The organism is Paraburkholderia sp. (assembly GCF_035501035.1).
In the GTDB taxonomy this organism is placed as follows: Bacteria; Pseudomonadota; Gammaproteobacteria; order Burkholderiales; family Burkholderiaceae; genus Paraburkholderia.
Genome location: NZ_DATJWR010000125.1, coordinates 1 through 25,694 on the forward strand (window position 1 = coordinate 1; position 25,694 = coordinate 25,694).

A 25,694-nucleotide genomic window follows, 5' to 3' on the forward strand; every position below is an offset into this window, starting at 1 on the left:
CACCAGGTCAACCTCGAATACCTCGCACGCGGCGTGCACAAGAAGGCCGAAGGCGGCGACACCGTCTACTACCCGGACACGCTCGTCGGCACGGACAGCCACACCACGATGATCAACGGCATCGGCGTGGTGGGCTGGGGCGTGGGCGGCATCGAAGCCGAAGCGGGCATGCTCGGCCAGCCGGTGTACTTCCTCACGCCGGACGTCGTGGGCGTCGAGCTGAAGGGCAAGCTGCGCGAAGGCTGCACGGCAACCGACCTCGTGCTGACCATCACCGAAATGCTGCGCAAGGAGAAGGTCGTCGGCAAGTTCGTCGAGTTCTTCGGCGAAGGCACGGCATCGCTCTCGCTGCCGGACCGCGCGACCATCGGCAACATGGCGCCGGAATACGGCGCGACCATGGGCTTCTTCCCGGTCGACGAAAAGACCATCGACTACTTCAAGGGCACGGGCCGCACGGAAGCAGAAATCTCGGCATTCGAGAACTACTTCAAGGCGCAGGACCTCTTCGGCGTGCCGAAGGCCGGCGATATCGACTACACGAAGACGCTCACGCTCGACCTCGGGACGGTTGCGCCGTCGCTGGCCGGTCCGAAGCGCCCGCAAGACCGCATCGAAATCGGCAACGTGAAGTCGACCTTCACCGACCTGTTCTCGAAGCCGGGCGCGGAAAACGGCTTCAGCAAGAAGGCCGCCGACCTCACGGCCGAGTACAAGACGACCGACGGCGTGAAGCTGCACAACGGTGACGTGCTGATCGCCGCGATCACGTCGTGCACGAACACGTCGAACCCGAGCGTGCTGCTCGCCGCCGGCCTGCTCGCGAAGAAGGCGGTGGAAGCCGGCCTCACGGTCGCTCCGCACATCAAGACCTCGCTCGCCCCGGGCTCGCGTATCGTCACGGAGTATCTGACGAAGACGGGCCTGATGCCGTACCTCTCGAAGCTCGGCTTCGAACTCGCGGCCTACGGCTGCACGACCTGTATCGGCAACGCCGGCGACCTCACACCGGAACTCAACGAAGCCATCACGAAGAACGACGTGGTCGCGGCAGCCGTGCTGTCGGGCAACCGTAACTTCGAAGCGCGTATCCACCCGAACATCCGTGCGAACTTCCTGGCCTCGCCGCCGCTGGTCGTCGCCTACGCGATCGCCGGCAACATCACGCGCGACCTGATGACCGAGCCGGTCGGCAAGGGTAAGGGCGGCCGCGACATCTACCTGGGCGACATCTGGCCGACCAGCGAAGAAATCAACGCGCTGCTCAAGTACGCACTCGACGCCGACGTCTACCAGAAGAACTACAGCCAGCTCACGAAGAAGGGCGACCTGTGGAGCAAGATCGAAGGCGAGGAAGGCCAGGTCTACGACTGGCCGAAGTCGACCTACATCGCCGAGCCGCCGTTCTTCGGCAAGGAATTCTCGATGACGCCGTCGTCGGAAGTGGCCGAGATCAAGGGCGCGCGCGCACTGGGCATTTTCGGTGACTCGGTCACGACCGACCACATCAGCCCGGCCGGCTCGATCAAGGAAGACTCGCCGGCAGGCAAGTGGCTGAAGGCGAACGGCGTGCAGAAGGCCGACTTCAACAGCTACGGCTCGCGCCGCGGCAACCACGACGTGATGATGCGCGGCACCTTCGCGAACGTGCGTATCAAGAACCTGATGATCCCGGCGAAGGCCGACGGCACGCGCGTGGAAGGCGGCCTGACGATCCACCAGCCGAGCGGCGAGCAGATGTCGATTTACGACGCCGCCATGAAGTACATCGACGCCGGCACGCCGACCATGGTGTTCGCGGGCGAAGAGTACGGCACGGGTTCGTCGCGTGACTGGGCAGCCAAGGGCACGCAACTGCTGGGCGTGAAGGCCGTGGTCGCACGCAGCTTCGAGCGTATCCACCGTTCGAACCTGGTCGGCATGGGCGTTCTTCCGCTGCAGTTCAAGGGTTCGGACAGCGTTCAGTCGCTTGGCCTGACCGGCGAAGAAACGTACGACATCGAAGGCCTGACGGACGACTTCAAGCCGCAACAGGACCTGACGCTCGTCATCCACCACAAGGATGGCAAGGAGCAACGCGTTCAGGTGCTGCTGCGCATCGACACGCCGATCGAAGTCGACTACTACAAGCACGGCGGTATTCTGCCGTTCGTGCTGCGTTCGCTGCTGGCCGCTTAAGCCTTCAGCGACGCACGCAGTTTTTGCAGGTACTGCGCCCGGGAACGGGTGCGGTTACATTTGGAAGCCCGGCGCGAGTCGGGCTTTTTTTTGGCTATGACTTTGCCGGCGGTCACCGCCGCAGTCTCACTCAATCAGTTTGTTTAGCGAAGCAAACTCGATCAGCGCAGCAAGCGACGACACACCGAGCTTATCGAGCACACGCGTCTTGTAGGTGCTGACGGTCTTGTCGGAAAGGCCGAGGCGCGCCGCGATACCCTTGTTGCTCATACCGCGCGCGAGGTACTGCAGCACCTCGACTTCGCGCGGCGAGAGGCCGTTGAGCGCCGCGTCGCGGCCGCCGCCGCAACTGCCCGCAGGGAAGCAGTCGTAGCCGAGCAGCACCGCCTTGACGACGCTGCACAACTCCTCGACGCCGCGATTCTTGTTGACGTAGCCATTCGCGCCCGCTACGCGCGTGTGATTGGCCATGACCAGTTCGGGCTTCGCCGAGAGCACGAGGACGCGCGCATCGGGCCGCTTCGCGCGAATTCCGCGGATGACGGAGAGACCGTCGAGCTTGGGCAATTCGAGGTCGAGGATCACCAGGTCGGGTTGCAACGCCAGAGCAAGACGCAGGCCCTCTTCGCCATCGCCGCACTCGCCCACCAGTTCGTACTCCGTATTCAGCACATTCGCGAGCATCTTCAGTACGATCGGATGATCATCGATGACAACGATGCGTTTCATTATTTTTTCCATGGCAGAGTGAGTTTGTATGCCCCTTCAGCGGGAATCTCACAGCCTGCACGCCACGCCGTCGGTTTTATATAAGAAAAATCTGAAACAACTGCCGACCCAGGGTTAACGCAAATTCAGCGGGGTTTGAATTTAACTAACGCGTGAATTAAAGTGGAGCGATGGCCACGCGCCCCCCCACGACTACCGCCTCTCCCCGCCCGCGCGGCCGGCGCCGCGCCGGAGCCGACCTCGCCATGCGCGAGCGGCTGCTCGCCAGCGCCACGCAACTGTTCGGCGAACAGGGCATCGCCGCCACCACGATGGCGCAGATCGCCGAGGCTGCGGGCGTGACGTCGGCGATGGTGCACTACTACTTCACGAACCGCGAAAAGCTGCTCGACGCCGTGGTCGAAGAGCGCATCGCGCGCTCGATCGCGTTCGTGTGGGAGAGCGTGGAGGGCGAAGTCGCGCAAGACGCCCACGCGCTGGTGGAGGAGATCGTCGCACGGCTCTTCGAGGTCACCTCGCGCATGCCCTGGCTGCCGCCGCTTTGGCTGCGCGAAATCGTCAACGAAGGTGGCTTGCTGCGCGAACGCATGCTCAGGCGTCTGCCCGTCGAGCAGTTGCAGCGCTTCGTGGCGCGCATCGGTGAGGCGCAGCGCAGCGGCAGTGTCAATGCCGAGCTCGAAGCGCCGCTGCTCTTCATGTCGATCCTCGCGCTCGTCATGCTGCCGCTCGCAACCTCGAAGATCTGGCAAAACGCGCGCGGCTTCCCGATCATCGAACGCGACGCGCTGCACCGCCACGTGAGCGCGCTATTGAGGGCGGCGTTGCGACCCGTGCCGCCGCAACGGCGCGTGCGTCGCGCATCGGGCCGCAAGGAGGACGCTTCATGAAGTGGAGGACGGTCTGCGTGTGCGGCGCCGCGTTCGTGTTCACCGCGTGCTCGAGGCACGAGCCGCCGCGCTGGCAAGGTTATGCGGAAGGCGAGTATGTGTACCTCGCGTCGTCGCAGTCGGGCACGCTCACCGAACTCGCGGTCGAACGCGGGCAGACCGTCGCCGCCAGCGCGCCCGCCTTCGCGCTCGAATCGGGCGAAGAAGAAGCCGCGCGCAACGAGGCGCAGCATCGCCTCACGGCCGCACAGCAGCAGCTCGCCGATCTCCAGACCGGCAAGCGCCCTCCTGAAGTGCGCGTGACCGAGGCACAGCTCGCCCAGGCCGAGGCGAACGCGCACAAGGCCGCGCTGCAGCTCACGCGCGACGAGGCGCAATTGCGCGCAGGTGGCATCTCGCAGGCACAGCTCGACGACTCGCGCGCGCAGGCCGACTCCACCGCGGCTCAGGTGCGAGAGCTGCGCAACCAGGTGCGCGTGGCGAACCTGCCGGGCCGCACCGCGCAAATCGCCGCGCAGGCCGCCGACGTCGATGCCGCCCGCGCCTCGCTCGCGCAAGCGCAGTGGCGGCTCGACCAGAAACGCGTGAACGTGCCGCGCGCGGGCCTCGTCTACGACACGCTCTTTCGCGTGGGCGAATGGGTGCAGGCGGGCAACCCCGTCGTGCAGATGCTGCCGCCGCAGAACGTGAAGGTGCGCTTCTTCGTGCCCGAAACGGCGGTCGGCTCGCTCGCCCCCGGGCGCAAGGTAACCGTGCGTTGTGACGGCTGCGCCGAGGATGTTCCCGCCACCATCACGTGGATCTCGAACGCCGCCGAATACACGCCGCCCGTCATCTACAGCAACGAAAACCGCACGAAGCTCGTTTTCATGATCGAGGCGCGGCCTTCGGCGCAAGACGCCGTCAAGCTTCATCCGGGCCAGCCGGTCGAGGTGACGCTGCAATGAGCACGCCCGCCCAGCACAACGGCGATTACGCCATCGACGTGCGCAATCTCAACAAGCGCTTCGGCAGCAAGCATGTTGTGAACGACGTGTCGCTGCGCGTGGCGCGCGGCGAAATTTTCGGGTTCCTCGGGCCGAACGGCAGCGGCAAGACCACGTCGATCCGGCTCATGTGCGGCCTGCTCACGCCCGATTCCGGCTCGGGCACCTGCCTCGGCTACGACATCGTGCGCGAGAGCGCGCAGATCAAGCGCAACGTTGGCTACATGACGCAGCGCTTCTCATACTGGGAAGACCTCACGATCCGCGAGAATCTCGACTTCGTGGCGCGCATCTACAAGATGCGCAACCGTCGCGAAGCCGTGGACCGCGCGCTCGAATCGCTCGGCCTCGCGAGCCGCGCGAACCAGCTCACGGGCGCGCTCTCGGGCGGCTGGAAGCAGCGGCTCGCGCTCGCGGCCTGCATGTTGCACGAGCCGGAACTGCTGCTGCTCGACGAGCCGACCGCGGGCGTCGACCCCACCGCGCGCCGCGACTTCTGGGAGGAGCTGCACCGGCTAGCCGCGCGCGGCATCTCGGTCCTCGTCAGCACGCACTACATGGACGAAGCCGAGCGCTGCCACAAGCTCGCCTACATCGCGTATGGCAAGCTACTCGCGCAAGGCACGGCCGCCGAGGTGATCGCATCGCAGAATCTCGAGACCTGGGTCATTCACGGCGAGCAGCTCACCGCGCTTTCGGCCCAGCTGCGCGAGACACCTGGCGTCGATCAGACCGTCGTGTTCGGCTCCGCGCTGCACGCAAGCGGGCGCGACCACGCGGCACTGGCCGCCGCCATCGAACGCGTGGTGGAAGGCCAGCCGCTTACCGCCGAACGCATCGACACCAGTCTCGAAGACGTTTTTATCTACATGATGAGTCATGTTCAGGATAACTATGGAGCGAAGCCGTGAGTCTCCAGCTGCCGTTTTCCGTGGCGCGCTGGTGGAGCATCGTGCTCAAGGAGTTCCTGCAGCTCAAGCGTGACCGCATCACGTTCGCGATGATCGTGGGCTTGCCCATCGTCCAGCTCACGCTGTTCGGCTATGCGATCAACACCGACCCGAAGCATCTGCCCACGGCGATCGTGATCGGCGAAGATAGCGTGTTCGCGCGCAGCTTCGTGGCCGGCATGAAGAATTCAGCCTATTTCGACGTAGTGGAAACACTGCCCGACGAAGCCGCCGCACGTCACGCACTGGCGCGCGGCACGGTGCAGTTCGTGCTAAGCATTCCTGTCGATTTTTCGCGGCGACTGTTGCGTGGCGAAAGGCCCTCGCTGCTGCTCGAAGCCGATGCCACCGACCCCACCGCCATCGCCAGTGCGCTCGCCGCGTTGCCGGGGCTCATCGCGCCTGTCGCCGCGAAGGATCTCACGGGGCCGCTCGCGCACCTGAACGGCGCGCCCGCGGCCTTCGACGTGCAGGTGCACCGCCTCTACAACCCCGAAGGCATCACGCAGTACAACGTCGTGCCGGGGCTGATGGGCGTGATCCTCACCATGACGATGGTCATGATGACCGGGCTCGCCATTACGCGCGAGCGCGAGCGCGGAACGATGGAGAACCTGCTCGCGACGCCGGTACTGCCTGTCGAGGTCATGACCGGCAAGATCGTCCCGTATATCGCGATCGGCCTGGTGCAGGCCACCATCATCGTGCTCGCCGCACGCTTCGTGTTCCATGTGCCGTTCTCCGGCAGTCTCATCGCGCTCTATCTTTCGGCACTGCTCTTCATCGCGGCGAATCTCACGGTCGGCATCACGCTCTCGTCCCTCGCGCAGAACCAGTTGCAGGCCATGCAGCTCACCGTGTTCTACTTCCTGCCGAGCCTGTTGCTCTCGGGCTTCATGTTCCCGTTCGGCGGCATGCCCCGCTGGGCGCAGTTCATCGGCAACCTGCTGCCGCTCACCCACTTCAACCGGCTCGTGCGCGGCGTCCTGCTCAAAGGCAACGGCTGGACCGACCTGTGGCCCTCGGTCTGGCCGCTCGGCGTTTTCACCATCATCGTGATGGGCATCGCGGTACGCTTCTACCGGCGCACGCTCGACTAGCGCGAGGCATACGACGATGAATTCCCGTGCACTCCTGATCATTTCTACTGCGCTCGTGCTCGCCGGCTGCACGGTCGGCCCGGACTTTCACGCGCCCGCCCCGCCCGAATCCGCCACTTACACGCGAGAAGGCACGCCCGCCGCCACGGCCGCAGCGCAAGGCGCGGGCGGTGGCGCGCAAATATTCGTTGCCGCGCCGAACGTGCCCAACGCCTGGTGGACGCAGTTCGGCAGCGCGGCACTCGATGAACTCGTCGATGCCGCGCTCACAGCGAGCCCGACGCTCGACTCCGCGCGCGCCAAGCTGATCGAGGCGCGCGAAAACTACAATGCGCAGGCGGGCGCCGCGCTCTTTCCCTCCGTCGATGCGAAGCTCTCCGCCACTCGCGAGAAAATCGACCTCGCCTCGTTCGGCATCACCGCCGTGCCGAATCCCCCACCGTTCACGCTGTATAACGCCTCCATCAGCGTCTCGTATGTGTTCGATCTGTTCGGTGCGAACCGCCGCGCGCTCGAAGCAACGCTGGCGCAGGTCGATTACGAGGCCTACGAACTCGCGGCCGCGCGGCTCACGGTTGCGGGCAACGTGGTTTCGGCGGCGGTGCGGCGCGCATCGCTGCGCGAGCAGATAACGATCACGCAACAACTCGTCGACGCACAATCTCGCCAGCTCGTAATCATGGAAGCGCGTCTCGCGGCAGGCGGCGTGGCCGATATCGACGTGCGCAGCCAGCGCACGCTCCTCGCCCAGACGCGCGCAACGCTGCCGCCGCTCGCCACGCAGCTCGCTCAGACCGACCATCAGCTTGCGGTCCTTCTCGGCGTTCCGCCTTCGAGCGCACAGTTCCAGCCGCAACTGGACGGCCTCACGCTCGACACCCTGCATCTGCCCGGCGCCGTCGCGCTCACGCTGCCTTCTTCGCTCGCACGTGAGCGACCCGACATTCGCGCGGCCGAAGCGCTGCTGCATCAGGCGAGCGCGAACGTCGGCGTCGCCACCGCGAATCTGTATCCGCAGATCACGCTCTCGGGCAGCATCGGCACCGAGCGCACGCATATCGAAGACGTCGTGGACGGGCTCAATATCTGGAACCTCGGCTTCGGGCTCACCCAGCCGATCTTCCACGGCGGCGAACTGCACGCGAAGAAGCGTGCCGCAGAGGCAGCCTGGGACGCCGCGTTCGCCGATTATCGGCAGACCGTGCTGCAAGCGCTGCAGCAGGTGGCCGATGCGCTGCGCGCACTCGAAAGCGATGCGCAGGCACTGCAATCGCGCGACGAAGCCGCCCGCGAAGCGCAGGCGAGTGCGACCGTGGCGCTCGCCCGCTACGGCGTGGGCGGCGTGAGCGAGTTCAGCCTCATCGACACACAGCGTCAGGCGCTGCAAACGGCGCTCGATCGCACACGCGCCCAGGCGGACCGCCTCGCCGATACGGCCGCGCTCTATCAAGCGCTGGGCGGCGCCACTTTGCCGGCCGAAACGGCAAGGTAAGCGCACGCGCCGCCGTCGCCGCGTGGCACGCCCGCCCGCTGCAACGCGGCATGCCATGGCAACCGGACGTGCGTTGCGACAACTGTTCGTTTGCTTTCGCATCGCGCGGGCCTGCGCGACAATGCACGCTTGCCCCGCTCCATCCGCAAACGAGAGACACGTATGAACCAGGCATCGCTGTCCCCCTCACAACCGTCGCCCAACGATCTCGTGACGGCCGACGCACTCCAGCTTTCAGAATGGATACGCCTTCGCAAAGTGTCCTGCCGCGAAGTGATGAGCGCCTTCCTCGACCATATCGAACGCGTGAACACGCCCGCCAATGCGATCGTCTCGCTGCGCGAGCGCGCTGCGCTGCTCGCCGAGGCCGACGAGCGCGACGCCCAGCTCGCGCGCGGCGACCATCTTGGCTGGATGCATGGCATGCCGCAGGCACCGAAGGATCTCACGGCCACGGCCGGCATCGCCTCCACGCAAGGCTCGCCTCTCTTCCGAAACGAAGTGCCGAAAGCCGATGCGCTAATGGCGGCGCGCATGCGCGCGCAAGGTGCGATCTTCATCGGCAAGACCAACACACCGGAATTCGGCCTCGGCTCGAACACCTACAACACGATATTCGGCAAAACGCTCAACGCTTACGACCCCACGCGCAGCGCAGGCGGCAGCAGCGGCGGCACGGCCGTGGCGCTCGCGCTGCGCATGCTGCCCGTGGCCGACGGTAGCGACATGATGGGTTCGCTGCGCAATCCCGCTGGCTGGAACAACATTTTCGGCTTTCGTCCGTCGCAAGGCCGCGTGCCCTCCGTGCCCGCCCACGACCTGTTCTTCAATCAGCTCGGCTACGCCGGGCCGATGGGCCGCAGCGTGCCCGATCTCGCGATGCTGCTCTCCACCCAGGCCGGCTACGACGCGCGCGCGCCGCTCTCCATCAGCGAAGATCCCGCGCAGTTCGCGGGCTCGCTCGAACGTGATGTCGGTGGCACGCGCATCGGCTGGCTCGGCAACTACGACGGCTATCTGCCGATGGAAGACGGCGTGCTCGCGCAGTGCGAATCCGCGCTCAAGGACTTCGAGTCGATTGGCTGCAAGGTCGAAGCCGCGCGCCCTGACTACCCGATGGAGCAGCTCTGGCAAACCTGGCTCACACTGCGCCACTTCTCGTGCGCGGGCACGCTGGGGGCCCTCTACCGCGACCCGGAAAAGCGCGCGCTGCTCAAGCCCGAGGCGCAATGGGAAGTGGAAGGCGGCCTGCGTCTTTCCGGCGAGGATGTCTGGAACGCCACGGTCGCGCGCAGCCAGTGGTACAACGCGCTGCTCTCGCTGTTCGAGCGTTACGACTATCTCGCGCTGCCGAGCGCACAGGTCTTCCCGTTCGATGCGAACGAGCACTGGCCCAAGGCCATCGCCGGCCGCACGATGGACACCTATCACCGCTGGATGGAGGTCGTCATTGGCGCCAGCCTCGCCGGTCTGCCCGTGGTCTGCGTGCCGGCGGGCTTCAATGCGCAAGGTCTGCCGATGGGCCTGCAGGTGATCGGCAAGCCGCAAGCGGATCTGGCCGTCCTGCAACTCGCGCATGCCTACGATCAGGCCACGCAGTGGGTGAAGCGCCGCAAGCCGGCGCTGCTCGGCGACTAAGGCACACGCACAAGGGCGAAGGCAGCGCGGTGGCGCTGCCTTTTTTCATCATGCCTTCACTGCGCGCGCCGCATTCCTGCCGCGCAGCCATTCGAGCGCCAGCAGCAGGCATGTGGAGAACACGACGAGGATCGTTGCGAGCGCAGCGATCGTCGGGCTGATGTTCTCGCGAATGCCGGTGAACATCTGGCGCGGCAAGGTGGTCTGATCGGCGCCCGCGAGGAAGAGCGTCACCACCACTTCGTCGAACGAAGTAGCGAAAGCGAACAGCGCGCCCGAAATCACGCCCGGTGCGATGACGGGCAGCGTGATGCGGAAGAACGTCGTGACCGGGTTTGCACCAAGCGAGAGGCTCGCGCGCACGAGGTTATGGTTGAAGCCCTGTAGCGTGGCCGCCACCGTGGTCACGACGAACGGCACGCCAAGCGACGCATGCGCGAGGATCAACCCGAGGTACGTGTTGGCGAGGCCGAGCGGCGCGAAGAACAGATACATGCCCACGCCCACCACCACTACCGGCACGATCATCGGCGAAATGAGGATCGCCATGAGCAGCGCCTTGCCGCGAAAATCGGCCTTGGTGATGCCAATGGCCGCGAGCGTACCGAGCACGGTCGCCACGAGCGTCGCGGCAGGACCCACGATGAAACTGTTCTTCGCGGCCATGCGCCACTCGTCGGACATGACGAGGTTCTGATACCAGCGCAGCGACCAGCCCGGAATCGGATAGACGAGGAACGTGCTCGAAGAAAACGAGAGCGGCACGATCGCGAGCACGGGCAGGATCAGATAAAGCAGCGTGAGCACGACTAGCGCACGCAGCACGAAGTACCACACACGCTCGACAGCCGACATATGCGGCGCAAAAAGCGGCTTTGCGAATTTCATGTTCGTGCCTCCCTCAGCCGAGGCTCAGTTGCGTGCGCGTGAAGCGCCCGTAGACGAAATACAGCACCGTGGTCGCCGCGAGCAGCAGCGCGCCGAGCGCGCAGGCCATGCCCCAGTTGATCGATACGTTCGTGAAGTACGCCACGTAGTAACTGACCATCTGGTCGCTCGGGCCGCCGAGCAGCGCAGGCGTAATGTAGTAGCCGATCGAGAGAATGAACACGAGCAGCACGCCCGCGCCCACACCTGGGTAAGTCTGCGGCACATACACGCGCCAGAAGGCTGCGAACGGATGGCTGCCGAGCGACACCGCGGCGCGCTGGTAGGTAGGCGGAATCGACTTCATGACGCTATAGAGCGGCAGCACCATGAACGGCAGCAGGATGTGCGTCATCGAAATATAGACGCCCACGCGGTTGAACAGCAGCGCGAGCGGATGCGAGATGAGGCCCGTGCCCATCAGCGCCTTGTTGATGAGGCCCTCGCCCTGCAGGATCACGATCCACGCGGCCACGCGCACGAGAATCGACGTCCAGAACGGAATCAGCACGAGAATCATCACGAGATTCGCGCGGCGCTCGGAGAGCGTCGAGATCCAGTAGGCGAGCGGATAGCCGAGCAGCAGCGCGAACACCGTGACGAATACGCTGATGACGAAGGTCCGGGCGAATACGTCGAGATAGATCTGCTGATCGGGATCGGCGGGCACGATGCTACCGAACGCATCCTGGCGGTGATCGAGAGACGCGAGCAGGTAGAACGGTGAGTAGCGCGAACTATTCTTCGCGATGGCCTGCCAGTAGGAAACATCGCTCCAGCGATCGTCGAGCTCGACGATCTTGGCGCGCGTCTGCGCGGGCGTGAGCGTGAGCGGCTTGCCGTCGTCGTCGGCTAGCGGCATCGCGCGCGCGGTCTTCGCCACAAGCGAGCGGAAACCCGCGATTTCCACGTTCAGGCGGCGCGCCAGCGCGCCCATCGCTTCGCCTTCCTTCACGGCGGCGAGGTCCTCGGCGAGCGCTGCATAAGCCGCATCGGGCGGCGTGCTCTTGCGGTCCCATTCGCGCAGCGCCGCAACGGTATGCGGCAGCGCCGTCACCACTTCGGGGTTCTGCACCGCGCGCGTGAGCAGCGCGGCAATCGGCACCACAAAAATCAGCAATAGAAATATGGCGAGCGGCGCGATCAGCATGAGCGCCATCGTGCGCTTTTTCGCCTGCGCCACGCGCAGTTCGCGCTTCAGGCGCGCGCTCTCTTCGCGCGCCGCGCCGCCAACGTTGGTCACGGTCGTCGTTGTGATCACAACCAGTCTCCTGTGTCGACGGAAGCAGGCATTTCAGTGCCGACTCCCGTCCCACGCCCGCGGGGCGCCGGTCGCACCCCCTCGAGCCCTTGCAATGTTTTCGCCACCGTGGTGCAGAACGCTGCGGCACATGCATCGCAGCGTTCTGCGCTACACACGCTTACCTGGCAGCCCACGAGGCGAAGCGCTGCTCCAGTTCGTCGCCGTGGTCGGTCCAGAATGTGAGGTTCTGCTGCACGGCGTTCTTGCCGTTGCTCGGCGAGTTGGGCAGATTGGCGAGCGTCTTCGCGTCGAGCGCCTTGATCGCGTTCTCGTTCACCGGGCCGTAAGCGATATGCTGCGCATACGCCTGCTGCGGCTTCGGCGAGAGCGTGTACGCAATGTACTGCTCGGCCAGCGCCTTGTTCGGCGCGCCCTTCGGGATCGCCCAGTAGTCGAGGTCGTAGATGCTGCCGTTCCAGACCACCTTGAGGTTCTTGCCTTCGCGCTGTGCAGCGTCGATACGGCCGTTGAACGCCGTGGACATCACCACGTCGCCCGCCACGAGGAACTGCGGCGGCTGTGCGCCCGCCTCCCACCACTGGATGTACGGCTTCAGCTCATCGAGCTTCTTGAACGCGCGGTCCTGGCCGGCCTTCGTCGAGAGCACCTTGTAGACGTCCTGCGGCGCAACGCCGTCGGCCATCAGCGCGAACTCCAGGTTGTACTGAGCACCCTTGCGCATGCCGCGTTTGCCCGGGAATTTCTTCACGTCCCAGAAGTCGGCCCAGCCCGTGGGTGCGCTCTTGAGCTTGTCGGCGTTGTACGCGAGCGCCGTCGACCACACGAAGAAGCCCGCACCGCAGGGCTGCTGCGCCGCTTTCATGAAGTCGCCCTTGTTCCCGAGCTTCGCCCAGTCGAGCTTCTCGTAAAGGCCTTCGTCGCAGCCGCGCGCGATGTCGCCGGTTTCGACCTCGACCACGTCCCAGTCCACGTGCTTCGCATCGACCATGGCCTTCACCTTGGCCTGCTCGCCGTTGTACTCGACGGCCGTGATCTTGTTGCCCGTCTGCGTCTGGAACGGCTCGCTGAAGGCCGCCTTCTGCGCGTTGCCATTGGCGCCGCCGAAGTTCACGACGGTCAGCTCCGCGGCATGCGCCGCGCTAAACGAGAGTGCGAGCGCGGCCGCGACCGCAGCAACGCGCATGTTGCCGATCTGCTTCATGGTGTAGTCCCTTCTCCTTGGTGGTTTGTCATGCCGGGCCCTTCGATGCGAGAGACGTGGCCCGATCGTCGAGACGCTACGCGAAACGCAGCGCACGCGAACACGCCGCGGCGCCGCGCCCGCACGCCTTACGCGAACACGCGCAAATGCTCAGGCGCGAATTCAAGCGCGACCGGCTGGCCGGGCGCAAAGCCTTCGAGCGCTTCGGTGCCGAGCGGCACCTTCACGAAGCACTCGTCCTGTTGAGGCAGACCACAGCGCATGCGCACGTGGTCGCCGAAATAGATGAGGCCGCGCGCCTCGCCCGCCAGCGCGTTCGCGCCGTTGCCCATGGAACCATTGGCACCATTGGCACCGTTGGCACCTCTGGCGCCGTTCGCGGCCAGCTTCATGCGTTCGGGGCGAATGCACGCAACGGCCGCCGCTCCCGCCTTCGCGCCCGCCACGTTGCGGCCTTTGAGGCGCGTGCCGTCGGCAAGATGCATTTCGCAGTACTCGCCATCCACAGCCGCGATCGTGCCGCGCAGCCGGTTGCTGTCGCCGATGAAGTTCGCCACGAACTCGTTGCACGGCGACTCGTAGAGCCGGTCGACGCTGTCGAGCTGCTGCACGATGCCTTTGTCGAACACGGCCACGCGGTCCGACATCGTGAGCGCCTCGCCCTGGTCGTGCGTGACGTAGACGAACGTGACGCCGAGCTTCTCGTGCAGCGACTTCAGTTCGTACTGCATATGTTCGCGCAACTGCTTGTCGAGCGCGCCGAGCGGCTCGTCCATCAGTACGAGCTTGGGCTGGAACACGAGCGCGCGGGCGAGCGCGATGCGCTGCTGCTGGCCGCCCGAGAGCTGCGCGGGATAGCGCTTTGCGAAGCCTTCCATGCGCACCATCTTCAGCGCATCGTTCACGCGCTGCGCGCGTTCGGCCGCGGGCACCTTGCGCACGCCGAGCGGGTACGCCACGTTCTGCTCGACGGTGAGATGCGGAAAGAGCGCGTAGTTCTGGAACACCATGCCGATGTCGCGCTTGTGCGGCGGCACGTTGTTGAGCAGTTTGCCTTCGAGGCGAATCTCGCCGCCGGTGGGAAACTCGAAGCCGGCGAGCATCATCAGGCAGGTGGTCTTGCCCGAGCCGGACGGCCCGAGCAGCGTCAGAAACTCCCCTTGATAGATATCAAGATCGAGTTGCTTGACGACCAGCGATTCGCCGTCGTAAGTCTTGCGCACGCCGCGAAAGCTGACGATCACGTCCGAGGTCTTCATCGCCTTGTCTCCATGCTCTTTTCTCCAGGTTTGCGCGGGCGCGCGGCCCATGCGTAAGCCGCCGGCGCGCCGCCCGGTCTGTTCCGGCGCGATTAAATAAATCCTGTCACGGGGATTAACCGCGCCTGACGTGCGAATTACTATAGAGGGTTACGGCTCCATTCAATGGAGCCATTTCATTATTCCTGATGGAACCACTTTGGCCATGGTCATCCTGTCCGAATGGCTCGCGGCGCAACTCGACAAGGAAAGCGCCGAGCCCGCCTACCGCCAGCTACTGCAACTCATGCAGCAGGCCATCCTCACCGGCCGGCTCACGCCCGGCACCAAGCTGCCCAGCTCGCGCACGCTCGCGGGCGACCTCGGCGTGGCGCGCAACACCGTGCTGCACGTCTACGACCAGTTGAGCGCCGAGGGCTACGTCATCTCGACCACGGGCAGCGGCACGTATGTAGCCGACACGCGCCCCGACACGGCAGCCGTGAGCACGCTCGCACCCGAAAGCACGAGCGCGGTGGGCGGCGGCGAAAGCCGCACCGGCGAAGGCCAAAGCACCGCCTGCCCGCGTGGCGACATGTCGATGCGCGGTCAACGGCTAATCGATGAAGCAGGCGTGTCCGCGAAACAGTGGGGCGCGTTCATGCCCGGCGTGCCCGACGTCGCGGAGTTTCCGGCACGCACATGGAGCCGCCTGCAGGCGCGGTTGTGGAAGTCGGCCAACCACGGCCTGCTCACCTACGCGCCCGGCGGCGGCTACCGGCCGCTGCGGCGCGCGCTCTCGGACTACCTGCGTGTCGCGCGCTCGGTGCGCTGCACGCCGGACCAGATCATCATCACCACCGGCATTCACCAGTCCATCGACCTGGCCGTGCGCCTGCTCGCCGACGTAGGCGACCGCGCGTGGGTGGAGGAACCGTGCTACTGGGGCGCACGCAGTGTGTTGCAGTCCTCAGGTTTGAAGCTCGCGCCGATTCCCGTCGATGCCGAAGGTCTCAATCCACGAGAACAGGACCTGCGCGACCCGCCGCGCATCGCGCTCGTCACGCCCTCGCATCAATATCCGCTCGGCATGGTGATGAGCCTCGCGCGCCGCCGCACGCTGCTCGAATACGCGCGCCAGCACAAGGTGTGGATCATCGAGGACGACTACGACAGCGAGTTCCGCTATGGCAGCCGGCCGCTCGCGTCGCTGCAGGGGCTCGACGAATCGGACCGGGTGATCTACGTGGGCAGCCTCGGCAAGCTGCTGTTTCCGGGGCTGCGCATCGGCTACATGGTCGTGCCCGAGCGTCTCGCACCCACGTTCCGCACCGGCGTGGCCGAGCTGTATCGCGAAGGCCAGCTCATGCAACAAGCCGTGCTCGCCGAATTCATCATGGACGGCTATCTCACCTCGCACGTGCGCCGCATGCGCACGCTCTACGGCGAGCGCCGACAGTTGCTGATCGACGCGGTGACGCGCCATTTCGGCGACGCACTGCCGGTCATGGGCGACGAAGCGGGCCTGCATTTCGTGCTAGGCCTGCCCGACGACGCCAACGACCGCGCCATCACCGCCGCAGCCTACGATGCGGGCGTGATCGTGCGCCCGCTCGCCGCCTACTACAGCGTGCGCCAGGATCGAACAGGACTGCTAACAGGCTATGCATGCGTGCCGCACGAAGACATCGCACCGGCCTTCGCCACACTCGCCCGCGTGATCGAGGAACATGCGTTTGCGAAGCCACAAAAGCAACGGCGCGCCGGTTAGACCGAAGCGCGCCGCCATGTTCAATCGCGCAATCGCGCTTACTTGAGCCCGAAGTCGACTCGCGTAGTCGCGCCCTTGTCGTCGATGCCCTTCGCGTCGAGCTTCGGCGCGACGACGAACACACGGCTCGGATCGACCTTGCCTTCGAAGTACTGTTGCACGGCCTGCGCGCGCTTTTGCGCGAGATCGCGCAACGCCGCGTCGTCGACAGGCGCGTGCCCGGCGAGCGCCTGCTTCATGTCGTCCTCGGGCAGCGTCTTCGTCATGCCGATCATGTTGCGCGGCTTCTTGAAGTCGGCCGACTTGTATGCCTTGGCCAGGTATTTTTCGTATTCCTTGGCGTCCACCTTGACCTGCGAGGTATCCACGCTCTCACCGTTGCCCACCGTGTCCTTCACTTTCTCGAGGCGCACGAGGTTGTCCACGTACTGCTCGCGCAGCGCGGGCGCGTCCACGGCCGGGTCGACGCGGCCGATCAGGTCGATCTTGATCGACGGCTTGTCGTCGAGCGCCTTCGCGATCGTGTCGAGTTTCTTCTCGTCCGCGTCGTCGAGCGTCGACGTGCCGGGCGCGAACTCCACGTAGCCGAGCTCCTCGCCGCCACCGCCGAACGCGTTGGCGAGCAGCGTGAACGGCGCGGTCACCGCCTTCGCGATCAGGTTGAGCACCGCCTTCCAGATGAGGCCGCCCAGGCTGAATTCGGGGTTCGAGAGCGAGCCCGACACCGGAATGTTCACGTCGATCTCGCCGCGCCGGTTCTTGAGCAGCGAGATCGCGAGACGCACCGGCAGCTTCGTGGCCGTGTCGTTGTCGACGTGATCGCCGAACGTCAGCTGGTCGATGAAGATGTGGTTGTTCGCCGAGAGCTGGTCGTTGGCGAGCTGGTAATGCAGATCGACGTTGAGCTTGCCCTTCGTGATCGGATAGCCCGCATACTTCGCCGAGTACGGCGTGAGGTTCGTGAGCTCGATGTCGTGCGCGGCCGCCGTGAGATCGAGCGCGGGTTTGTCGATGAGCGGATTTATCGTGCCCTTGATCGTGAGGGGTCCATTCGCGGCGAGCTTCGCGGAAACGTCGACGGGCGCGGATGTCGTCGATTCGGTGCCGAACGCGCCCACCGTGCCGTGAATCTGCACGAGGTCGGCGGTGTAGTTCGGCTTGATGAAATCGTCGGTGTAGTTCACGCGGCCGTCCTGCAGCACGAGCTGGCCGAAGTGCAGGCGCACGGGATGCTTCGGCGGCTGCGCCGCGGTGACCATCGTGCTCGCGGAGGCCGGCGCGGGTGCGGAGGCCGTCTGGACCGGCGCGCTCGCAGCCTGCGGGGTGAGCGGCACGGGCTCGCGGCCGCCTCGCTCCGCGGCGCTCGTGTCCTGCGTGAGCGACTGCGCCTCGCCGGTTTGATGCGCAACCACGTCCTTGAGATTGAGCTTGCCCTGGGCGTCGAGCAGCACGCGCCCGTAGAAGCCCGAGAAGGTGACGCGGCTTGCGTCCACGGCTGTGCCGCGCGCCTCGTCGTAGTTCGCCTTCAGGTTCGTGAGCGCGAGAGAGCGCCAGCCCGCGAACGGGCCGGAGGTCGCCTTGTCGAGCATGCGCACGTCCACGAGCGCCACGTCGCCGCGATAGTCCGCCTTGAGCGCCTTGCTTTGCTCCACCGCGAGCTGGCCGTTCATGTTGAGCAGCGCGCTCGCGATCACCGCATTGAGCTGGCTGCCGAAGTACGGCTCGAATGCGGCGGCATCGAGGCGGTTCGCATCGATTTTCAACTGCGCCTTCAGCGGCGTGGGATTCACGTTGCCGGTCACGGCGAGCGTGCCACTGCGGTTGACGGTCGCCTTCAGGTCGATGGGCAGCGCGCGCCCCATGTCGTCGCTGATCTGCTGGATCTTCAGGTCGAGCGGCGTAATGGCGAGCTTCACCGGGCGCGGCGTCGTGCTGTCCGTGAAATTGATCGTGCCGTTGCTCAGGGTGAGCGCATCGATCGTGAAACGCCACGGCGCTCCTTCCTGCACCGTCTTGCGCGCCGTGTGCAACGCCGTGCGCTTGGGCACGGCCTCGCGGCCGGCGGCCAGCTGCATGAGATCGATCTTGCCGTCCTTCTGGCGCTCCGCGTTCACGAGCAAGCCGGTCGCCTCCACCGAGGCGATCTGCGCCTTGCGTGCCGCGAGATCGACGCTGCTCACCTTCACCGTACCTTGAGCGAGCCCGATGGCCGGTTCCTTAGCGCCGCGCGCGGCGATCTTGAGCGAGTCGAGCCCGAGCGTGCTCTGGCCGATCTGCACGACGGCGGGCTGTTGCGCCCAGTTGGCATTGATTGTGGATGTGAGGTTCAGCTTGCCGTCGACGACCTGCGCGGCGCTCATGTTGTCGAGATAGGGCTGTGCTGGCGGCAGCGCGACCTGCTGAAGGTCGATCTTCGCATCGGCCATTTTGGCGGCGAGGCTGAGCGTGCCGGCCACCTTCGCCGAGCCGCCATCGCGCAGGTTCATCGCGAACGTGTAGGGGGCGCCCGCTTTCGCTGTCGTCGAGAAGTTTGCGAGCGTGGTGGCGACGTCCGTGAGGTCGAACTCCACCGGCCGAGAAGGCACCTCGTCATGCACGTGCACGGTGCCGCCCGTGAGCGCGAACTGGCGGATGAACAGATCGAGCGGAGCGGGCTTCGCTTCGGCGGGCAGTGCCTCGGCTGTCGCGGCACCCGATGCAACCGATGCACCCGAGGCGCCCGATATGCCCGAGGCCGGCACGGCGTTCGCGGCCTGCTCGCCTTTCGCCGCCGGCGCGCCCGCCAGCTTCTCGACGCTAAGCACACCTTGCTTGTCGCGTGCGAGCCAGACGCTCGGTGTGTCGAGCCGGATGTCGTCGAAGCGGTAGACGTTGCTGAACGGTTCGAGCGAAGCCGCCGCCACATGCAGGCTGCGCGCGGCGAAGAGCGGCGCGCTGGCGTTGTCGGTGGCGTCGAAGTCGTTCAGGTCGGTCGTGCCGGAAACGCGCAGCGTGGGCTTCTCGCCCGACATCACGAAGTCGAGCTTCAGGTTCGTGGAAAGCTTGCCGCTCTTCACGGTGACGGGCAGCTTCGTGGGCGCGTAGGTGAGCAGCTTCGGCACGTCGAGATCGGTCAGGCGCAGCTCGACTTCCGATTCGCGCGACGCCGCGAACGGCTTGGTCCTGCCGTCGATGGCAAGCGTGCTCGCGCCGTCGATGCGCGCGCGCAGCAGCGGCTCGACGAAGATGTCGGTCTTCGATGGCAGGGTGGCAATGAACGGAATGCCCAGCGACCATCGGTCGACCACGTGCTTTTCGTTGAGCAGACGATCGTCGAAGGTGATCGTGCCGTTCTCGACGCGGATGTTCGAGACCGAGAACTGCGCGGGCTTGCTGTTCGGTTTCGAGGGCGTCGAAAACTTGTCGACGAGGTCCGAGAAGTTGAAGTGCTGCGCGTCGAGCCGCACGATCGTCGCGCGCGGCGAGTCGAGCCGCAATTCGTCGACGATGGGCGCGGCGCGAAGGATCGACGACCACGACGCCTGCACGACGGCGCGCGAGACATCGAAGAAGTCGCCATTGCCGCCGCGCTCGCCAATGCGCACGCGGTCCGCCTCGAGACGCAGCGTGTAGGGATTGAGCGCGATGCTGCCGATCGTGACGGGCCGCTCGAGCTGCTTGCTCAACTGCTGTTCGGCGACGTGGCGAATGACGGGCGGCGCGGCGAAGAAGCCGAGCAGGCCGAACACGACGAGGAAGATGACGACGCCTGTGAGGATGCGCCGGGTGCGGGGCGCACGCGCGACGGCGCGCACCGATTCCAGAGAAGAGTTGAGCGACGCTTTGTTGAGACTTGCCATGCTTGCTTACGGATGACGCGGCAACAGGCCCGCCGCGGGATGTGGGTCTGATGTCAGATATCCGGGGATGCCGACACGCCGAAGTATAGGCCCGATAGAAGGTGGGACGGCCGTAAAACGCCGCTTCGGGTGCAGTAATTGACGATGTTTCAACCTCTGCGGCGCGATGCGCCTCGTGCACGATGCGCTCGATGCGCTCGATGCGCTCGATGCGCGCGTTGCGCACGATGCACACGTTGCGTCGCGCATGAGCGAGCAAGCGACGGGCTATGTCGAGGCGCATTCGCGCGACGCTCACGCGCGTTGACGAGCTTGTTGCGGCGCCGCGGCAAGCGGCGCCACAACGACAAGCAACAAGCGGCAAGCGCAGGCGGCGGAACGCTGGATGCGCCCGCGCCGCCCTACCCGTGTCCTACTGCCGCTCGACGGCTGGCGGCTGCCAGCTGCCGTCGGTCGCCTGCGGTTTCGGTGCATAGAGCCGCAACACGAGACGGAAGTCGCCGTGCGGCGCCGGCACCCAGTTCGCACCGCCGCGCGGACGCTCGGCGCTCACGTGCACGTCGAGCGAACCGTCGCGGTTGCGCCGCGCGCCATTGCGGTCGCCGAACGACACGCGCACGGGCGAGTCGGCGTCGAGCGCGCCACTCGTCGTATAGGCCGTGATCGACCAGAAGCCGCGCACCGGCGGCAGTTGCTTCGCCGTGAAGTGAATCGTGTAGCGGTTCGCGCCATTGAGCGCATGGCCATCGCTGTCCTGGCTCACGCGCGCGCGCACTTCGTCGCGGCTCGTCGACAGTCCTGGCGAAGCATAGGCCGCATAGGCGCGCAGCGAGTAGTCGGGGCCATAGTTGCCCGCGTCGCTGCCCACCCACAGCCAGCCGTTGCCCGCCAGCAGGTTCGAAGGCGGCGTGGCAATGCGCGCACGGCCCTCCGCGAGACCGGCCTTCACGACCGCGGCGTCTTTCGCGCCCGTTGGCAAGTGGGCCGGATCGCCGGGGCGCACGCCGATGTCGCCGAGAATCTTGAGCGCATGTGGGTCGTCCGGCGTGGGCGGGTTGTCTTCCAGCGCTTGCGCGAGCCGGCCGAAGAAGCCATTCGCGTCGAGGGCCGCCACCTGCGCAGACGGCGTGCCCGGCGTGACCGGCGTGACCGGGTCGCCGCTCGGGGTTGGGCCGCCGGCCTCGGTGCCGCGCGCCGCGCGTTCGCTCTGGGCGCCGCGATCACCCCATGCCGAAAGCGGCGTCGCCTGCACGCCGCGCTGCAGCTTGCGCACTGCCGCGAGGTCGGCGCCTCCGCGCGTCTCGATGCGCGCGAGGAACCACACATAGCGTGTCGTCACCTCCACGCGCTTCACGCGCGCGGGCAGCGTACCCTTCCAGCCCACCGGAACGAAGGCAATCGTTTGCGCTTTCAGGCCGCCGGCACGCTCGCCGGTTTGCGCGGCCCCCGTCGACCAGACGACGTTCGTCCACATGTCGAGCGCACGCGCGTCCGTGTAACGGCCATGCGTATCGGGCAGCGTTACGAGCACCGGCTCGCTGGAAACATCGAGCCAACCGCTCGACGAGAGCGTGTCCAGATTCGGTTCGGGAGGGTTGGCGGCCCCGACGGGCGGCAGCGACTGCGCGTGGCGAAGCGTGTTCGGCGCGGCCTGGCCGGGCCTGCTGCCCGTGGCGGCCTCGCGCGACACGTCCATCAGCACGAGCGGATAGCCGAATACATAGGAGTCGGAGACTTCGTCCTTCATCCAGCCGTTGCTCTTCGGCGCGATTTCGCCCGGCGCCGAAGCGCAGCCGGCGATCAGCGCAAGGCATGCGAGCGCCAGGCCGCTGCGGCACAAAGAGAACTCTCGATGTATTGTTGTCATTTGTTGGTTGTATGCGATGCAGGCGGTCCAGGAAGTGACGTCGACCGGCCACCAGTGCCACGCGCCAGGCCCCCCCAGGGCCGTGATGCAATGCGCTCAGCATGGCGCCAATGCCGCCGGATGGTATCGTATCGCTCGCGCCTGGGCCTGAAAAGACCGTGGCGTGGAATATTGCCTGGCAGCCGCCATGCTTGTGTGTGGGCGGCGCACGATTCGTGGACTTCCGCAACCGCTCGCGGCCTCTTTGCGCGCGCGGACGCGTCAATCTGGATGGAGCGTTCCCGCCTATGTATGTGCCTGCCCATTTCGAAGAAAACCGCCGTGAAGTGCTCGACGCCCTGATCGCCGCGCAGCCGTTCGGCACGATCGTCACGAACGGGTCCAACGGACTCGACGCCAACCATGTGCCGTTCGAGTTCGAGCCCGCTCTTGGGCCGTTCGGCACGCTGCGCGCGCACGTGGCGCGCGCGAATCCGCTCTGGCAGGAAGCGGCGGCCGCGCCCGAGACGCTCGTCATCTTCCAGGGCCCCACGGCCTATATCTCGCCCACGTGGTATCCGAGCAAGGTGGAAACCCACCGCGCCGTGCCGACCTGGAACTATATCGTCGTCCACGCTCACGGCCGTATCGTCGTGCATGACGACGAAAACTACGTGCGCGGCCTGGTCGCGCGGCTCACGCGCAAGATGGAGGCGGGCGAAAGCGCGCCCTGGAAAATGGGCGATGCGCCCGCCGACTACCTCACGCAGATGCTCGGCGCGATCGTCGGCCTCGAAATCGAGGTGACGAAGCTGGTCGGCAAATGGAAGCTGAGCCAGAACCGCACGCAAGCCGACATTCTCGGGGCCGCGAACACGCTCGGCGCGCGCGAGACCGACGAGCAGCGAGCCGTGAGCCAGGCGATGCTCGATGCCATGCCGCAGAAATGACGTTAAAGGGGGCGGAATGTCGCGCCCGATCGCCCCTTGCCCCCTTGACCCTCCCATGATGGGAACGTAGATACTGCGTAACGTCATTTCCAGTTAGCGTTCGCACGCCACCATCATGAATGAACCCCTTGTTGCCGAGCGCACCGAAACCGGCATCGCCGAACTCGAGATCCACGGCATGACCTGCGCGTCTTGCGCCACGCGTGTCGAGAAGGCGCTCGCGAAGGTGCCGGGCGTCACGCGCGCCTCGGTCAACCTCGCCACCGAAAAGGCCACCGTCGAGGCCAGCAACGCAGTTGGCCCCGCCGCGCTCGTCGCCGCCGTCGAAAAGGCCGGCTACGAAGCCGTGCCCGTCGCCACCGAAGCCGCCACGCTCGCCATTGGCGGCATGACGTGCGCTTCGTGCGCGAACCGTGTCGAAAAGGCGCTCGCGCGCGTGCCCGGCGTGGCCGGCGCCAGCGTGAACCTCGCCACGGAGCAGGCCACCGTCAATTTGCGCGCGCCGCTCTCCGGCGAAATGCAGGATCAGCTCGTCGCCGCCGTGAAGAAGGCCGGCTACGAAGCGACGCCGCTCGAGGCAGAAGAGGACGCCACCGCGCCCGCCAAAAGCGCCGCCGCCCTCGACGAAGCACGCCGCGAATGGCGCGCCGTGCTGGTTTCGGCCGTGCTCACGCTCCCGCTCGTGCTGCCGATGTTCGGCCACTGGCTCGGCCTGCACTGGATGCTTCCGGCCTCGGCCCAGTTCGCGCTCGCCACCGTCGTGCAGTTCGGGTTCGGCGCGCGCTTCTACCGCGCCGCGTGGCGAGCCGTGCGAGCGGGCGCGGGCAACATGGACCTGCTGGTCGCGCTCGGCACCTCGGCCGCATATGGCGTGAGCGCCTACGCAATGCTCGCGCATCCGGGCGACCTCGCGCATCTGTACTTCGAGGCGTCGGCCGTGGTCATCACACTCGTGCGCTTTGGCAAGTGGCTCGAGGCGCGCGCGAAGCGCCAGACCACCGACGCGATCCGCGCCCTCAACGCGCTGCGGCCCGAGCGGGCGCGCATCCGCGTGGAAGGCGCGATGGGGCCAAGCGGCGCGGCGCTCGAGGAGCGCGAAGTGCCGCTCGCGCAAGTGCGCGTGGGCACGATTGTGGTCGTGCGCCCCGGCGAGCGGCTGCCCGTGGACGGCGTCGTGCTCGAAGGCCGCAGCCACGTGGACGAATCGCTCATCACGGGCGAGAGCCTGCCGGTGCCGAAAGCGCCCGACGATCCCGTCACGGCCGGCTCGATCAACGGCGAAGGCGCGATAGCCGTGCGCACCACGGCCATCGGCGCGGAAACCACGCTCGCGCGCATCATCCGTCTCGTGGAAAGCGCGCAGGCCGAGAAGGCGCCGATCCAGCGTCTCGTCGACCGCGTGAGCGCGGTGTTCGTGCCGGCGATTCTCGCGATCGCGGCGCTCACGCTCGGCGCGTGGCTCTTCGCCGGGGCCAGCGCCGAAACGGCGATCCTCAATGCCGTAGCCGTGCTCGTGATCGCGTGCCCGTGCGCACTCGGTCTCGCCACGCCGGCCGCGATCATGGCCGGCACCGGCGTGGCCGCGCGCCACGGCGTGCTCATCAAGGACGCCGAAGCGTTGGAGACGGCCCACAACGTGAGCGTGGTCGCCTTCGACAAGACCGGCACGCTCACGGTGGGCCTTCCCTCCCTAACCGCGCTGGAAGCCGCCGAAGGCCTCGCGCACGACGAAGCGCTCGCGCTCGCGGCCGCCGTGCAGCGGCAAAGCGATCACCCGCTGGCGAAGGCCGTGGTGCAGGCTTACGAGGCGCTCAAGAACGGTGCGCCACTGCCCGCCGCGGCCCATGCGCGCGCGGTGCCGGGGCGTGGTGTCGAAGCCCGCGTGAATGGCCGGCGCCTCGCGATCGGCAGCGGCCGCTGGCTCGACGAGTCAGGGCTCGTCGTCCCGCCTGCCCTCGCGGCGCGCGCGCGATCGCTCGAGGAAGCGGGCAACACGGTGTCCTGGCTGTTCGAGTCGCATGACGAAGCCGCACCCGGCAAACCCAACGCCGATGCCGTGCTCGCGCTGCTCGCGTTCGGCGACACGGTGAAACCCACGGCGCGCGAGGCAATTGCGAACCTCAAGGCAATGGGCATCCGCAGCGTGCTCGTGACCGGCGACAACGCGGGGAGCGCGGCATCCGTGGCCGCGCAGCTCGGCATCGACGAGGTTCATGCTCAGGTGCTGCCCGACGACAAGGCACGCACGATCCGCGACCTGAAGATGCGCAGCGGCGGCATCGTCGCGATGGCCGGCGACGGCATCAACGACGCGCCCGCGCTCGCCGCCGCCGACATCGGCATTGCCATGGCCACCGGCACCGACGTGGCCATGCACGCCGCCGGCATCACGCTGATGCGCGGCGACCCGGCGCTCGTCGCGGCCGCCATCGACATCTCGCGGCGCACCTGGCGCAAGATCCAGCAGAACCTGTTCTGGGCGTTCATCTATAACCTGATCGGCATTCCGCTCGCGGCGTTCGGCCTGCTCAACCCGATGCTCGCGGGCGCGGCGATGGCTTTCTCCAGCGTGAGCGTCGTGACCAACGCCCTCCTGCTGAGAACCTGGCGGGCTCAGCGCTAGCGCGCGGGCCCAGTGCAGAACGCATCGAGAAGGGCGCATCACGCGCCCTTTTTTCTTCCGGCTCCATTCCGGAGT

The 25,694-nt window shown here is 66.3% G+C and carries 17 protein-coding genes and 2 pseudogenes; 12 read left to right on the forward strand and 7 right to left on the reverse strand.

Going from position 1 to position 25,694, the window contains the following annotated elements:
- Window positions 1-2,178, forward strand: a 2,178-nt coding sequence (acnA, locus tag VMJ11_RS08750; protein WP_325618947.1) for an aconitate hydratase AcnA, incomplete at its 5' end; no start/stop codon positions are given.
- Window positions 2,179-2,304: 126 nt separating this feature from the next.
- On the opposite strand, the gene VMJ11_RS08755 is transcribed toward acnA, so the two are convergent.
- The gene (locus VMJ11_RS08755) at window positions 2,305-2,907 is read right to left on the reverse strand and encodes a response regulator transcription factor (protein ID WP_325618949.1); all 603 of its coding nucleotides are present in this window, start codon (window positions 2,905-2,907) and stop codon (window positions 2,305-2,307) included.
- A gap of 245 nt (window positions 2,908-3,152) precedes the next feature.
- On the opposite strand from VMJ11_RS08755, the gene VMJ11_RS08760 reads away from it, so the two are divergent.
- From VMJ11_RS08760 to VMJ11_RS08785, 6 genes are all read left to right on the forward strand, one after another.
- Window positions 3,153-3,794 (forward strand): TetR/AcrR family transcriptional regulator, encoded by a 642-nt coding sequence (locus VMJ11_RS08760; RefSeq protein ID WP_325618953.1) that lies wholly within the window; start codon window positions 3,153-3,155, stop codon window positions 3,792-3,794.
- Complete coding sequence (locus VMJ11_RS08765) at window positions 3,791-4,741, forward strand: HlyD family secretion protein (protein WP_325618955.1); 951 nt, start codon at window positions 3,791-3,793, stop codon at window positions 4,739-4,741. Before VMJ11_RS08760 ends, VMJ11_RS08765 begins: the two co-directional genes overlap by 4 nt.
- Window positions 4,738-5,691 carry an ABC transporter ATP-binding protein gene (locus VMJ11_RS08770; RefSeq protein ID WP_325618957.1) on the forward strand — a complete coding sequence of 318 codons (954 nt, stop codon included), beginning with the start codon at window positions 4,738-4,740 and terminating at the stop codon, window positions 5,689-5,691. The genes VMJ11_RS08765 and VMJ11_RS08770 overlap by 4 nt, the downstream gene beginning before the upstream one ends.
- Window positions 5,688-6,830, forward strand: coding sequence for an ABC transporter permease (locus tag VMJ11_RS08775; protein ID WP_325618958.1), 1,143 nt, complete (start codon window positions 5,688-5,690; stop codon window positions 6,828-6,830). Before VMJ11_RS08770 ends, VMJ11_RS08775 begins: the two co-directional genes overlap by 4 nt.
- A 16-nt stretch (window positions 6,831-6,846) precedes the next feature.
- Entirely contained in the window at window positions 6,847-8,322 is a 1,476-nt protein-coding gene (locus VMJ11_RS08780; protein WP_325618960.1) for an efflux transporter outer membrane subunit, read from the forward strand.
- Window positions 8,323-8,484: 162 nt separating this feature from the next.
- Entirely contained in the window at window positions 8,485-9,960 is a 1,476-nt protein-coding gene (locus tag VMJ11_RS08785; protein ID WP_325618962.1) for an amidase, read from the forward strand.
- 48 nt (window positions 9,961-10,008) lie between these two features.
- On the opposite strand, the gene VMJ11_RS08790 is transcribed toward VMJ11_RS08785, so the two are convergent.
- From VMJ11_RS08790 to VMJ11_RS08805, 4 genes are all read right to left on the reverse strand, one after another.
- Window positions 10,009-10,848, reverse strand: a complete 840-nt coding sequence (locus VMJ11_RS08790) for an ABC transporter permease (protein ID WP_325618964.1) — start codon at window positions 10,846-10,848, stop codon at window positions 10,009-10,011.
- Between the two features lie 13 nt (window positions 10,849-10,861).
- The gene (locus VMJ11_RS08795; protein WP_414694348.1) at window positions 10,862-12,130 is read right to left on the reverse strand and encodes an ABC transporter permease; all 1,269 of its coding nucleotides are present in this window, start codon (window positions 12,128-12,130) and stop codon (window positions 10,862-10,864) included.
- A 178-nt stretch (window positions 12,131-12,308) separates the two neighbouring features.
- Window positions 12,309-13,352, reverse strand: coding sequence for an ABC transporter substrate-binding protein (locus tag VMJ11_RS08800; protein ID WP_414694347.1), 1,044 nt, complete (start codon window positions 13,350-13,352; stop codon window positions 12,309-12,311).
- A 128-nt stretch (window positions 13,353-13,480) separates the two neighbouring features.
- On the reverse strand, window positions 13,481-14,611 hold the full coding sequence (locus tag VMJ11_RS08805) for an ABC transporter ATP-binding protein (protein WP_325618966.1): 1,131 nt from the start codon (window positions 14,609-14,611) through the stop codon (window positions 13,481-13,483).
- A gap of 199 nt (window positions 14,612-14,810) precedes the next feature.
- Here VMJ11_RS08805 and VMJ11_RS34445 point away from each other — a divergent pair.
- Window positions 14,811-15,098, forward strand: a pseudogene (locus tag VMJ11_RS34445) (GntR family transcriptional regulator); the annotation flags it as partial.
- A gap of 81 nt (window positions 15,099-15,179) precedes the next feature.
- Window positions 15,180-16,361, forward strand: a pseudogene (locus tag VMJ11_RS08810) (PLP-dependent aminotransferase family protein); the annotation flags it as partial.
- A 38-nt stretch (window positions 16,362-16,399) separates the two neighbouring features.
- On the opposite strand, the gene VMJ11_RS08815 reads toward VMJ11_RS08810, so the two are convergent.
- Complete coding sequence (locus VMJ11_RS08815; RefSeq protein ID WP_325618970.1) at window positions 16,400-20,200, reverse strand: DUF748 domain-containing protein; 3,801 nt, start codon at window positions 20,198-20,200, stop codon at window positions 16,400-16,402.
- A 166-nt stretch (window positions 20,201-20,366) separates the two neighbouring features.
- Between VMJ11_RS08815 and VMJ11_RS08820 the strand changes: the two genes are divergently transcribed.
- Window positions 20,367-20,507 (forward strand): hypothetical protein, encoded by a 141-nt coding sequence (locus VMJ11_RS08820; protein WP_325618972.1) that lies wholly within the window; start codon window positions 20,367-20,369, stop codon window positions 20,505-20,507.
- Window positions 20,508-20,612: 105 nt separating this feature from the next.
- On the opposite strand, the gene VMJ11_RS08825 is transcribed toward VMJ11_RS08820, so the two are convergent.
- A complete protein-coding gene (locus VMJ11_RS08825; protein WP_325618974.1) occupies window positions 20,613-22,067 on the reverse strand; it encodes a DUF1254 domain-containing protein in 1,455 nt (484 codons plus the stop codon).
- 287 nt (window positions 22,068-22,354) lie between these two features.
- Here VMJ11_RS08825 and VMJ11_RS08830 point away from each other — a divergent pair, with 287 nt between their 5' ends.
- Window positions 22,355-22,996 (forward strand): FMN-binding negative transcriptional regulator, encoded by a 642-nt coding sequence (locus tag VMJ11_RS08830; RefSeq protein ID WP_325618976.1) that lies wholly within the window; start codon window positions 22,355-22,357, stop codon window positions 22,994-22,996.
- A gap of 115 nt (window positions 22,997-23,111) precedes the next feature.
- Window positions 23,112-25,619, forward strand: coding sequence for a heavy metal translocating P-type ATPase (locus VMJ11_RS08835; RefSeq protein WP_325618978.1), 2,508 nt, complete (start codon window positions 23,112-23,114; stop codon window positions 25,617-25,619).
- The last annotated feature ends 75 nt before the right edge of the window (window positions 25,620-25,694 follow it).

Excerpts from the sequence above, each read along its gene's own strand:
- VMJ11_RS08765 (WP_325618955.1), top strand. The coding sequence starts at position 3,791 with ATGAAGTGGAGGACGGTCTGCGTGTGCGGCGCCGCGTTCGTGTTCACC.
- VMJ11_RS08785 (WP_325618962.1), top strand. The coding sequence starts at position 8,485 with ATGAACCAGGCATCGCTGTCCCCCTCACAACCGTCGCCCAACGATCTC.
- VMJ11_RS08780 (WP_325618960.1), top strand. The coding sequence starts at position 6,847 with ATGAATTCCCGTGCACTCCTGATCATTTCTACTGCGCTCGTGCTCGCC.
- VMJ11_RS08820 (WP_325618972.1), top strand. The coding sequence starts at position 20,367 with ATGCGCCTCGTGCACGATGCGCTCGATGCGCTCGATGCGCTCGATGCG.
- VMJ11_RS08770 (WP_325618957.1), top strand. The coding sequence starts at position 4,738 with ATGAGCACGCCCGCCCAGCACAACGGCGATTACGCCATCGACGTGCGC.
- VMJ11_RS08800 (WP_414694347.1), bottom strand. The coding sequence starts at position 13,352 with ATGAAGCAGATCGGCAACATGCGCGTTGCTGCGGTCGCGGCCGCGCTC.
- VMJ11_RS08755 (WP_325618949.1), bottom strand. The coding sequence starts at position 2,907 with ATGAAACGCATCGTTGTCATCGATGATCATCCGATCGTACTGAAGATG.
- VMJ11_RS08835 (WP_325618978.1), top strand. The coding sequence starts at position 23,112 with ATGAATGAACCCCTTGTTGCCGAGCGCACCGAAACCGGCATCGCCGAA.
- VMJ11_RS08825 (WP_325618974.1), bottom strand. The coding sequence starts at position 22,067 with ATGACAACAATACATCGAGAGTTCTCTTTGTGCCGCAGCGGCCTGGCG.
- VMJ11_RS08805 (WP_325618966.1), bottom strand. The coding sequence starts at position 14,611 with ATGAAGACCTCGGACGTGATCGTCAGCTTTCGCGGCGTGCGCAAGACT.
- VMJ11_RS08815 (WP_325618970.1), bottom strand. The coding sequence starts at position 20,200 with ATGGCAAGTCTCAACAAAGCGTCGCTCAACTCTTCTCTGGAATCGGTG.
- VMJ11_RS08790 (WP_325618964.1), bottom strand. The coding sequence starts at position 10,848 with ATGAAATTCGCAAAGCCGCTTTTTGCGCCGCATATGTCGGCTGTCGAG.
- VMJ11_RS08760 (WP_325618953.1), top strand. The coding sequence starts at position 3,153 with ATGCGCGAGCGGCTGCTCGCCAGCGCCACGCAACTGTTCGGCGAACAG.
- VMJ11_RS08830 (WP_325618976.1), top strand. The coding sequence starts at position 22,355 with ATGTATGTGCCTGCCCATTTCGAAGAAAACCGCCGTGAAGTGCTCGAC.